Annotated in this window: 9 protein-coding genes; 6 read left to right on the top strand and 3 right to left on the bottom strand. The window is 65.5% G+C overall.

The features are described from left to right. Positions 1 to 123 precede the first annotated feature (123 nt). Positions 124 to 3,432 carry a PAS domain S-box protein gene (locus AC3A6M_RS05390; RefSeq protein WP_487851691.1) on the top strand — a complete coding sequence of 1,103 codons (3,309 nt, stop codon included), beginning with the start codon at positions 124 to 126 and terminating at the stop codon, positions 3,430 to 3,432. Between the two features lie 141 nt (positions 3,433 to 3,573). After that, positions 3,574 to 3,927, top strand: coding sequence for a hypothetical protein (locus AC3A6M_RS05395; RefSeq protein ID WP_487851692.1), 354 nt, complete (start codon positions 3,574 to 3,576; stop codon positions 3,925 to 3,927). On the opposite strand, the gene AC3A6M_RS05400 is transcribed toward AC3A6M_RS05395, so the two are convergent. From AC3A6M_RS05400 to map, 3 genes are all read right to left on the bottom strand, one after another. Further along, a complete protein-coding gene (locus AC3A6M_RS05400; protein ID WP_487851693.1) occupies positions 3,900 to 4,646 on the bottom strand; it encodes a pseudouridine synthase in 747 nt (248 codons plus the stop codon). The two genes, AC3A6M_RS05395 and AC3A6M_RS05400, sit on opposite strands and share 28 nt — an antisense overlap. 112 nt (positions 4,647 to 4,758) lie before the next feature. Then, positions 4,759 to 7,362 (bottom strand): [protein-PII] uridylyltransferase, encoded by a 2,604-nt coding sequence (locus tag AC3A6M_RS05405; protein ID WP_487851694.1) that lies wholly within the window; start codon positions 7,360 to 7,362, stop codon positions 4,759 to 4,761. A 13-nt stretch (positions 7,363 to 7,375) separates the two neighbouring features. Beyond that, the gene (map, locus tag AC3A6M_RS05410; protein ID WP_487851695.1) at positions 7,376 to 8,200 is read right to left on the bottom strand and encodes a type I methionyl aminopeptidase; all 825 of its coding nucleotides are present in this window, start codon (positions 8,198 to 8,200) and stop codon (positions 7,376 to 7,378) included. A 224-nt stretch (positions 8,201 to 8,424) separates the two neighbouring features. Here map and rpsB point away from each other — a divergent pair, with 224 nt between their 5' ends. The 4 genes from rpsB (at position 8,425) to frr (ending at position 11,587) form a co-directional block, all read left to right on the top strand. Beyond that, the gene (gene rpsB, locus AC3A6M_RS05415) at positions 8,425 to 9,171 is read left to right on the top strand and encodes a 30S ribosomal protein S2 (RefSeq protein WP_487851696.1); all 747 of its coding nucleotides are present in this window, start codon (positions 8,425 to 8,427) and stop codon (positions 9,169 to 9,171) included. A gap of 112 nt (positions 9,172 to 9,283) precedes the next feature. After that, positions 9,284 to 10,192, top strand: a complete 909-nt coding sequence (tsf, locus tag AC3A6M_RS05420; protein ID WP_487851697.1) for a translation elongation factor Ts — start codon at positions 9,284 to 9,286, stop codon at positions 10,190 to 10,192. An 84-nt stretch (positions 10,193 to 10,276) separates the two neighbouring features. Next, the gene (gene pyrH, locus AC3A6M_RS05425) at positions 10,277 to 10,993 is read left to right on the top strand and encodes a UMP kinase (protein WP_487851698.1); all 717 of its coding nucleotides are present in this window, start codon (positions 10,277 to 10,279) and stop codon (positions 10,991 to 10,993) included. A gap of 33 nt (positions 10,994 to 11,026) precedes the next feature. Further along, a complete protein-coding gene (gene frr, locus AC3A6M_RS05430) occupies positions 11,027 to 11,587 on the top strand; it encodes a ribosome recycling factor (RefSeq protein ID WP_487851699.1) in 561 nt (186 codons plus the stop codon). The last annotated feature ends 98 nt before the right edge of the window (positions 11,588 to 11,685 follow it).

The raw sequence follows: 11,685 nt of genomic DNA on the forward strand, positions 1-11,685 counted from the left end.
ACCTTGACTGAAGCGGGCTCCGGCACGATTGAAATCCTTTGGAAATTATCGAGATGTAAAGTAGTCTTGGGTATCGCACGTGGACTACCAATTCTCACAGAAAGAATTCCACAAGGGTGGTGAATGGCCGATTCGAGCGCAGATACCGCAGTTGGATACCGTGACGATGCCGTCATTGACGGGCTGCTGCATGGACGCAGGGCGCACCTGCCGGGGCGCGATCCGGCCGCCGAGCGCGCGTTGCTGGCCGGGCTGGCCCAGCACCTGGCCGACGATCCGGAGCTGCTGATGCAGCGGGTGGCCGAGGCGGTGCGCGAGCTGTGCGGCGCGAGCTCGGTGGTGGTCGGGGTCCGTGAGCCGGGCCCGGACGGAGACGAGATCTGCTGGGGCGCGGTGGCGGGGAAGATGGCCGGCCAGGCGGGCAGGCGTTTTCCGCTGGAGGCCTGCCCCTGCGGCGTCAGCGTACTCGGCAACTCCGCGGTGCTGTTTATGCGCCCGGGCATGGAATTCGAGTCGCTCCGCGCGTCCGGCGCCTGTGTGGGCGAAGCGCTGGGCGTGCCGTGGCGGGTCCGTGGCCACCCGGCCGGTTCGCTGGTGGCCATGCTCGACGGCGACGGCGGGAACTTCGACGCCCATGACCTGGAACTGCTGCGCGAGCTGGCGGGTTTTGCCGCCGCTGCGCACCAGACCCGCGGCGCGCTGCACGGCAACCCGGACCCGGAACGGCTCGAACGCGAGCTGGAACAGCGCCTGCGGCCAGTGCTGGAAAGCAAGGAATCGCTGGAGCGCGAGGTCGAGGAAAGCCGCGCGGCCGAGCGCGCGCTGCGCGAGCACAAGGCCCTGATCGACGCCACCCTCAGCATCAGCACGGTCGGCGTGGTCTATTTCGACCTCGACGGCACCATCCGCGAGGTCAATGAAGCCTACCAGCGCATGACCGGCTACACCGAGGCGGAGCTGCGCGTTCCCGATAACTGGAAGACCATCACCGCGCCCGAATTCTGGGACCTGACGGTGCGTTCGGGCCAGGAGCTGAGGGACGCCGGCGTCACGCAGCCCTATACCAAGCGGATGGTGCGCAAGGACGGCAGCCTGTGGTGGGGGCTGTACGCGCCGGCGCGCATCTCGGGCGAGGGCGCGCATGCGCGCTGCGTCTGCTTCATCCTCGACGTCACCGGGCTGAAGGAAACGGAAGGCCGGCTGGCCGAGAGCGAGGAGCGCTTCCGCGCCCTGGTCGAGGGCTTCGGCCAGGCGGTCTGGGAGACCGACCCGGACGGCGACCTGGTGGAGCCGTCGTCCAGCTGGTGCGCCTACACCGGGCAGCGCGAGGCCGCCTCGCTGGGCAAGGGCTGGATGGAGGCCGTGCATCCGGACGACCGCGACTACGTGCAGCGCGAGTGGCGCACCGCGACGGCGATGCGGCGCGGGGTCAACGTGGAATGCCGCGTGCACGTGGCGATGGGCGGCTGGCGCTGGACCAATGCGCGCGCCGCGCCGCTGTTCAATCCGGACGGCAGCCTGCGCAAGTGGTTCGGCATGAACATCGACATCGACGAGCGGCGCCGCACCCAGGCCGCGCTGGCCGAAAGCGAGCGCCGCTACCGCATGCTGTTCGAGGCGATGGACGAGGGCTTCCTGATGGCCACCGTGCAGTTCGACGAGAACGGGCACGCGGTCGGGCTGGCGTATTCGGAAGCGAATCCGGCGGCGGTGCGCATGACCAGCATCCATTACGTCGGACCGGGCCAGCTGAAGGTCCGTCCCGAGCACGAGCCGTGCTGGCTGGAAGCCTGCGCCCAGGTCTCGCGCACCGGCGCCAGCACCCGCTCGCAGTGCTTCGCCGGTCCGCTCAACAGCTGGTTCGAATTCTTCGTCTATCCGGTGGGCGATACCGGCTCGCCGCGGGTCGCGATCCTGTTCCACGACATCACCGTGCGCAAGCGCGCCGAGGATGCGCTGCGCGAAAGCGAGGCGCGGTTCCGCGCGCTGGCCGACGCCTCGCCAGCCCTGATCTACCAGTTCGATCCGCTTGGCGAGCTGATGTACCTGAACCAGCGCGGCCCCGGCGACGAGGGCCCGGCGGGCGAGGCCGGCGGCTGGCGCGCCATCGTCCAGCCCGACGACATGCACGCTTACCTGCGGGAAGTCTCCGACGGCATCCGCGAGCGCGGCGCCTTCAACCAGCGGATCCGGGTGCCGGCGCGCGACGGCAGCTGGCGCTGGTTCGAATCGCACGCCGCGCCCTGGTATTCGGGCGACGGCCTGCACCGCGGCTATGTCGGCATCTCGCTCGACATCACCGGCGCCGTGCAGGCCGAGGAGGCGCTGCGCGAGGCCGACCGCCGCAAGGACGAATTCCTGGCGACCCTGGCGCACGAGCTGCGCAATCCGCTGGCGCCGATCAGCAACGCGGTCCAGCTGATGCGCCGGCCGGACGGGCGCCGCCAGTCCGACCGCGTGGTCGAGATGGTCGGGCGCCAGGTGCGCCAGATCGTCACCCTGGTCGACGACCTGATGGAAGTCTCGCGCATCACGCGCGGCAAGATCGACCTGCGGCTGGAGCGGGTGCCGATCGCCGAGATCATCCACGGCGCGGTCGAGACCAGCCAGCTGGCGATCGAGCGCGCCGGGCACCAGCTGGCGGTGTCGCTGCCCGAGGAGCCGCTGGTGCTGCTGGCCGACCGCGTGCGCCTGACCCAGGTGTTCGCCAACCTGCTGAACAACGCCGCCAAGTACACCGATGCGGGCGGCCGCATCTGGGTCGAGGTCTGGCGCGAGGAAGGCCTGGTGGCGGCCTCGGTGCGCGACACCGGGATCGGCATCCCGGAGGAAGCGCTGGGGCGGGTGTTCGACATGTTCGCCCAGGCCCACCGCTCGGTCGGGCGCGGCCAGGGTGGGCTGGGGATCGGCCTGACGATGGTGCGCAGCCTGGTCGAGATGCACCACGGCACGGTCGAGGCGCACAGCGCCGGCAGCGGGCAGGGTAGCGAATTCCTGGTGCTGCTGCCGCTGGCGCCGCAGGAAGAGGCGCGGCCGGAACGCGCCGGCATGGCCCAGGCGCGGCCGGACGCGCCGTTCGCCGGGCAGCGCGTGCTGGTGGTGGACGACAACCGCGATGCCGCCGACACCCTCGGCCTGCTGCTGGAAGCCGACGGCGCCGAGGTGCGCGTGGTCTACGACGGCCGCGCCGCACTGGCGATGGCCGAATCCTTCCTGCCGTCCAGCGTCCTGCTCGACATCGGCATGCCCGGCATGGACGGCTACGAGGTCGCGCGCCGCCTGCGCCAGGACGAGCGCTTCGCGAGCATGCGCATCATCGCGCTGACCGGCTGGGGCCAGGATTCGGACCGGCGCCAGACCCGCAACCGCGGTTTTACGCACCATTTGACCAAACCGGTGAGCCTGGAGGAGCTGCACGGAATACTGATTTAAAGCAAAATAGGGATATATTGAAAGAATTTCCGTGCGTTTTCACGCACGGCAGATATTTTATGCACCGTGCGTTGGCTAACATCAAAGCGCGGGGGGCACTGCTAGACTGAAATCACGTCAAACGCACACTGGGAGGCTGCAATGACGTGGTTTCTGAAATTGGTCAGGTATTTGTCGGTGCTGGGCGAACCCCGGCTGGAGCCGGGGTCGATCGAAGGCCTGCCCCCGTTCGCATTGCGCGAGACGGTCGAGGCCCTGCGCGGCAAGGGCTGGATCACGACCTACGAATATGGCGGCGAGGATGTCTGGGTCGATTATGCCCGCGTCGACCTGCGCAAGGGCCGCTCCAAGCTGCGGCTCGAATGGGACCAGGAAAACGGCGGCAGCATCGCGGGGCCGCGCGTCGTGCTCGCCGCCTTGCGGGTGCTCGATCCCTGGACCTGCCTGCAGCCGCGCTGCTTCGATCTTCAGAACCGCTCGTCCGTGCCCAGGTAGCGCCACTGTCCCGGCGGCAGGTCGCCCAGCTTGACGCGGCCGATCCGCACCCGTTTCAGGCCGATCACCTTCAGTCCCACCATGTCGCACATGCGGCGGATCTGCCGCTTGCGGCCTTCCTTCAGCGTGAAGCTCAGCTGGTCCTCGTTCTGCCAGCGCACCTTGGCGGGCAGCAGCGGCTTGCCGTCCATCCACAGGCCGTGGTTGAGCTTCTTCAGGTCGGCGTCCGGCAGCTTGCCCGGCTTCGTGTACTGCACGCGCACCAGGTATTCCTTCTCGATTGCCGTGTCCTCGCCGATCAGCTGGCGCGCGATGCGCCCATCCTGGGTCAGCACCAGCAGGCCGACCGAATCGATGTCCAGGCGGCCGGCCGGCACCAGCGAGCGCAGCTGGGTCGGATGGAACTGCTCGGGCGAGGGGTCGTCCTTCCAGCGGTTTTCCGGCTTGACCAGCACCACGGCCGGCTTGTAGCCATCCTCGGCCTGGCCGCTGACGTAGCCGACCGGCTTGTTGATCAGGACCGTCACGCGCTTGCTCTGCTCGGCCGCGGCCTGGCGCTCGACGCTGATCTTCTGGTGCGGCAGCACCTTGCTGCCCAGTTCGTCGACGACCTTGCCGTCCACCCGGACCCAGCCTTTAGCAATCCAGTCATCGGCTTCGCGGCGGGAGCACAGGCCCAGTTCGGACATGCGTTTGGAGAGGCGTACGGGTTCGGTCATGGTTCGGTAAAAAGCAAAGTTGAGCCGTCGTTCCCGCGCAGGCGGGAACCCAAGTTCGGTGCGTTTCGATAGCGCCGGCAAACTTGGGCCCCCGCCTTCGCGAGGGCGACGGCTAGATTTTCAGGGCGTCCAGCAATTCAGTCTCGAGCTGCACCTGCACCCGCTGGTTATTCAAGGCCGCGCCATCGATCAGGAACACGTCCTCGACCCGCTCGCCCAGGGTCATGATCTTGGCGGTGTGCAGGTTGATGCGGTAGCGCGCCAGCACGCTGGCGATCGCGTACAGCAGGCCGTTGCGGTCGTTGGCGGCGATCGACAGCAGCCAGAACTGGCCGCGTTCGTCAGGGCGCAGCTCGACGGACGGAGTGATCGGGAAGCTGCGCGACATGCGCGACAGGCGCGCGCGCAGGGGCGGGCTGAGCGGCTCCTGGCGGGTCAGCGCCTCGCACAGCTCGTGCTCGATCAGGCTGATGATGTCGCGGTAATTGTTGGCGAAGTGCTCGTCCGTGATCAGGAAGGTGTCGAGCGCGTAGCCGTCCCCGGTCGTGTGGATCTTGGCGTCGAGGATCGAGAAGTTCTTGCGGTCGAAATAGCTGCAGATGCGCGCGAACAGGTCCGGCTGGTCCTTCACGTACACCGTCACCTGCAGGCCTTCGCCGATCGGCGCCAGGCGCGATTTCACGACCGGCTTGTCGCGCCCGAGCTTGTCGTGCAGGCTGCGCGTCTGCCAGGCGATGTCGGAGGCGTCGTGGCGCAGGAAGTAGGCCATGTCGAGCTGCTTCCACAGCGCTTCGTGGGCTTGCGGGCCGAGGCCGAACAGGCGCAGCGTGGCCAGCGCTTCCTGCTGGCGCGCGCGCAGTTCGCGGTCGGCCGAGGGCGGCTCGCCGCCCAGCACCCGCAGGGTCTTCTTGTACAGGTCTTCCAGCAGCTTGGCCTTCCAGGCGTTCCATACCTTCGGGCTGGTGCCGCGGATGTCGGCCACCGTCAGCAGGTACAGCGCGGTCAGGTGGCGCTCGTCGCGCACCAGGTCGGCGAAGGCCTTGACCACCTCAGGGTCCGACAGGTCCTGCTTCTGCGCCACCTGCGACATGGTCAGGTGCTGCTCGACCAGGAACACCACCAGCTCCGTGTCTTCAGGCGAGATGGCATGGTCGCGGCAGAATTCCAGCACGTCCTGCTTGCCGAGCTCGGAATGGTCGCCGCCGCGGCCCTTGGCGATGTCGTGGAACAGCGCGGCGACGTACAGCAGCCAGCGGTCGCGGAAGTTCGCGATCAGCTGGCTGCAGAACGGGTATTCGTGGGCGTGCTCCGTCATCGTGAAGCGGCGCATGTTCCGCACCACCATCATGATGTGCTGGTCGACGGTGTAGACGTGGAACAGGTCGTGCTGCATCTGGCCGATGATGCGGCGGAAGTTCGGCAGGTAGCGGCCGAGGATGCCCATGTCGTTCATGCGGCGCAGCGCATGCACCAGCCCGACCGGGGCCTGCAGGATGCGCAGGAACAGCGCGCGGTGCACCGGGTTGGCGCGGAAGGATTCGTCGATCAAGGTACGCGCATGCCACAGCGCGCGGATGGTGCGCGCCGTCATGCCCTTGAGGTCGGGCCGCTCGGTCATCACCACGAAGATTTCCAGCACCGTCGACGGCTCGGCTTCGAAAGTGTCGTCGGCCGCGATGTCGATGAAGCCGCCCACTTCGTTGAAGCGCGGGTTGATCGGCATCGGCCGGGAATCCTGCGGGAACAGCTGGGCTTCGATGTTCTGCAGCAGGATGGTGTTCATCTGGGTCACGACCTTCGCCGCCCAGTAGTAGCGCTGCATCAGGTATTCGCTGGCGCGCCTGGCTTCCAGCCCATGGCCGGTCGAGGTCAGGCCGAAGGTCTCGGCGATCGCGGTCTGGACGTCGAACACCAGGCGGTCTTCGCGGCGCCGGGTCTGCAGGTGCAGGCGGATGCGGATGTCCTTGAACGCGTATTCCTTCTCCATCAGCTGGCGCGCTTCGGCGCGCGTGATCAGGCCGCGGATCGCCAGCTGGGTCCAGGAATTGCCGAGTCCCGCGGCCTTGGCCACCCACAGGATCACCTGCAGGTCGCGCAGCGCGCCCGGGCTTTCCTTGACGTTCGGCTCCAGGCTGTACGGCGTGAACTCGTACTTGGCGTGGCGCAGCCGCATCTCGGCGGTCTTGGCGTGGAAGAAGGCCTGGGCGTCCATCGCATCGGCGTAGCGCCGCTGCAGCTGTTCGAACAGGGGCGCGCTGCCGGCCACCAGGCGCGCTTCCAGAAGGCTGGTCTGCACCGTGATGTCGGCCGCCGATTCGCTCATGCATTCGTCGACGGTGCGGATGCTGTGGCCGATTTCCAGGCCGAGGTCCCACAGCAGCTGGACGAACTGCTCCAGCCTGGCCTGGGTCAGCGCATCCGGCGGGTCGCCCAGCAGGATCAGCAGGTCGACGTCGGAGTAGGGAAACAGTTCGCCGCGGCCGTAGCCGCCGACCCCGACCAGCGCCGTGGCGGGCGGCAGGGCGGCGGCCTTCCAGGCGTCGGACAGCACGCCGTCGACGCTGTGGCGCAGGCCGCGCAGCAGCTTCTCGGGTTTGCCGTTCTCCTGGAACTCGGCAATGATGTGCTGGCGCTCGTCCTTCAGGCGCTGGCGCAGCCGGGCCTGGAGCTGGACGGGCGCCGGGGTGTGCGTCTGGTCGGCGGCAGTGCTGGACATGGGGCAGGGATGATCAGGCCGGGACGGCGTCCTTGTTCAGCACGATCGCCGGCGGCGGCGGGGTGCCGGCCGAGGTAGTCAGGACTTCGTAGCCGGTCTCGGTAACGAGGATCATGTGCTCCCACTGGGCCGACAGGCTGCGGTCCTTGGTCTTGATGGTCCAGCCGTCCGGCATCTCGCGGATCTCGCGGCGGCCGGCGTTGATCATCGGCTCGATCGTGAAGATCATGCCGGCCTTGAGCTCCTCGCCGGTGCCCGGACGGCCGTAGTGCAGCACCTGCGGCTCTTCGTGGAACACCTTGCCGATGCCGTGGCCGCAGAATTCGCGCACCACGCTGTAGCCGTTCTTCTCGGCATGCTGCTGGATCACGTGGCCGATGTCGCCCAGGTGGGCGCCGGGCTTGACCTTGCTGATGCCCAGCCACATGCATTCATAGGTCACTTCGGCCAGGCGGCGCGCCTGGATCGACGGCTCGCCGAGCAGGAACATGCGGCTGTTATCGCCGTGGAAGCCGTCCTTGGTGATGACGGTGACGTCGATGTTCACGGAGTCGCCGGCTTTCAGTACCTTGTCGCCGGGGATGCCGTGGCAGATCACGTCGTTGACCGAGGTGCAGACCGCCTTCGGGAACGGCGGGTAGCCCGGCGGCGCGTAGTTCAGCGGGGCCGGCACGGTGCCCTGCACCTTGACCATGAATTCGTGGCACAGGCGGTCCAGTTCGCCGGTGGTGACGCCCGGCTTGACGAAGGGGGTGATGTAGTCGAGCACCTCGGCGCCGAGGCGGCCGGCGATGCGCATGCCTTCGATCTCTTCCGGGGTCTTGATGGAGATAGACATAATGTTTCTGTTCTGCGATGGGGATATCCGTCCATTATATGTGATCGCGCCGCACGTATGAACTTGAAATCATGGGCAAATCCCGCTAGAATCTCGGGTTGCTCGTGTTCGTATCGAGCAACGTTGTAAAAAACGTCTTTTTTATTGAATCGCGAATGCGGCCGACAAGGGTGCCTGTCACAGGTGTACCGGCCGTTATTCAAGACCCAACCCTGGAGAATCAAATGTCCGTTACTATGCGCGAAATGCTGGAAGCCGGTGTTCACTTCGGCCACCAGACCCGTTTCTGGAACCCGAAAATGGCACCGTTCATCTTCGGTCATCGCAACAAGATCCACATCATCAACCTGGAAAAGACCATGGCGATGTACCAGGATGCGATGAAAACCATCAAGCAGATCGCTGCCAACCGCGGCACCATCCTGCTGGTCGGCACCAAGCGCCAGGCCCGCGACATCATCGCCGCTGAAGCCCAGCGCGCCGGTGTGCCGTACGTCGACCAGCGCTGGCTGGGCGGCATGCTGACCAACTTCAAGACCATCAAGACCTCGATCAAGCGCCTGAAGGACATGGAAGCCGCCATCGAGTCGGGCGAAGTCGAGAAGATGTCGAAGAAAGAAGCCCTGATGTTCTCGCGCGAGCTGGAGAAGCTGCAGAAGTCGATCGGCGGCATCAAGGACCTGCAGGGCGTGCCGGACGCGATCTTCGTGGTCGACGTCGGCTACCACAAGGGCGCCATCACCGAAGCCGGCAAGCTGGGCATCCCGGTCATCGGCGTGGTCGACACCAACCACTCGCCGGAAGGCGTTACCCACGTGATCCCGGGTAACGACGACTCCTCGAAGGCCATCACCCTGTACGCACGCGGCGTCGCCGATGCGATCCTGGAAGGCCGTGCCAACGCCACCAACGAAGTCGTTGAGGCGGCCAAGGCTGGCGACGACTTCGTCGAAGTTTCCGAGCAAGCATAAGTGAAGGCGGGCGTTCCGGCCCGCCGCAGCATCAAAAGGGGCGCCGAGCCTGTATCGAGCGCCCTTTTTTGCAAGCTAATTCAGCAAGAACAATCTTACTAGGAGAAATAACATGGCAGCGATTACTGCAGCGATGGTCGGCGAACTGCGCGCCAAGACCGATGCCCCGATGATGGAGTGCAAGAAAGCCCTGAACGAAGCCGAAGGCGATATGGCCCGTGCCGAAGAGATCCTGCGCGTCAAGCTGGGTGGCAAGGCTTCGAAGGCAGCGTCGCGCATCACCGCCGAAGGCGTGGTGACGGCTTACGTCGCCGACAACATCGGCGCGCTGGTCGAAATCAACAGCGAAACCGACTTCGTCGCCAAGAACGACGAATTCATGGCCATGGCCAACCTGGCTGCCAAGCTGGTCGCCGAGAACAACCCGGCCGACGTCGCCGCCCTGGCCGCCCTGCCGGTCGACGGCAAGACCTTCGATGACGTGCGTACGGCACTGATCGGTAAAATCGGCGAGAATATGACCGTTCGCCGCTTCCAGCGCTTCGAAACCACCGGCAAGCTGGCTTCGTACCTGCACGGTTCGCGCATCGGCGTGATCGTCGACTACGACGGCGCCGACGAGCAGGTGGGCAAGGATGTCGCCATGCACATCGCCGCGATGAAGCCGGTCGCCCTGTCGGCAGAGCAAGTGCCGGCCGAGCTGATCGAGAAAGAGCGTTCGGTTGCCCAGCTGAAAGCCAAGGAAGACGCCGACAAGGCCGTCGCCGAAGGCAAGCAGCCGCAATCGGAAGAAATCGTCGCCAAGCGTATCGACGGTTCGGTGCAGAAGTACCTGAAGGAAGTGTCGCTGTTCAACCAGGCTTTCGTGAAGAACGACAAGCAGAGCATCGAGCAGATGCTGAAGGCGAACAACGCCTCCGTGAAGGCATTCACCATGTACGTGGTGGGCGAGGGCATCGAGAAGAAAGTCGACGACTTCGCAGCAGAAGTCGCTGCCCAGATGGCAGCAGCCAAGCAGTAATCAGCAGTAAAGAAGACGGGCCGAAAGGCCCGTTTTTACAGCAGTACCCGAATTCGAATCATCTAACATCCAGGAGCCCCATTCATGACCAAACCAGCCTACCAACGAGTCCTCCTCAAACTGTCTGGCGAAGCGCTGATGGGCGACGATCCGTTCGGCATCAACCGCGCCACCATCGAGCGCATGGTTGCCGACGTGGCGGAGGTGTCGAAGCTGGGCGTGGAACTCGCGGTCGTGATTGGCGGCGGCAACATCTTCCGCGGCGTGGCGCCGGGCGCGCAGGGCATGGACCGCGCGACCGCCGACTACATGGGCATGCTGGCCACCGTCATGAATGCGCTGGCCCTGGCCGACGCCATGCGCCAGCAGGGCATCACCGCGCGCGTGATGTCGGCGATCGGCATCGAGCAGGTGGTCGAGCCTTACGTGCGTCCGAAGGCCCTGCAATACCTCGAGGAAGGCAAGGTGGTCGTGTTCGCCGCCGGCACCGGCAATCCCTTCTTCACCACCGATACCGCGGCTGCGCTGCGCGGCTCCGAGATCTCGGCCGAGATTGTTTTGAAGGCAACCAAGGTCGATGGCGTATATACTGCCGATCCGAAGAAGGATCCGCATGCTACCCGTTACGAGTCGATCACCTTCGACGAGGCGATCGCCCGCCACCTGCAGGTGATGGACGCCACCGCGTTCGCCCTGTGCCGCGACCAGAAGCTGCCGATCAAGGTGTTCTCGATCGTCAAGCCGGGCGCGCTCAAGCGCGTGATCATGGGCGAAGACGAGGGTACACTGGTACACGTTTAAAATTCGTTATTTAGCAAAACACAGGAGAGCAGCATGTCCGTCGCTGACGTGAAAAAAAATGCCCAGGACAAGATGGCAAAGTCCATCGAGACCCTGAAGGCTGACCTGGCCAAGGTCCGCACCGGCCGCGCCCACACCGGTATCCTCGACCACGTGATGGTGGACTATTATGGTTCCCCCACCGCGCTGCCGATGGTTGCCAACCTGACGCTGATCGACGCCCGCACCATCGGTGTCCAGCCCTACGAAAAGAAGATGCTGAGCACGATCGAAAAGGCGATCCGCGATTCCGACCTCGGCCTGAATCCGTCGACTTTCGGCGAAATGGTCCGCGTGCCGACCCCGGCCCTGACCGAAGAGCGCCGCAAGGAGATGGTCAAGCTGGCCAAGTCCGAGGCCGAAGATGCGAAGATCGCCGTGCGTAACGTCCGCCGCGATGCCAACGAGCAGCTGAAGAAGCTGATCAAGGACAAGGCCATCTCGGAAGACGACGAGCGCCGCGCCCAGGACGAGATCCAGAAACTGACCGACAAATCCGTCGTCGACATCGACAAACTCGTTGCCGAAAAAGAAAAGGAAATCATGACGGTGTAAGCTGCGGGGGCAGGGCGCCGCTGCGCCCGCCTTTGCTACCGTGTACGCCGGCCGGGATCTCCCGCGCCGGCGCCTCGTTTTTACCGCCGATTCCGGCC

This window comes from Telluria sp. Soil_C_11, assembly GCF_057657395.1.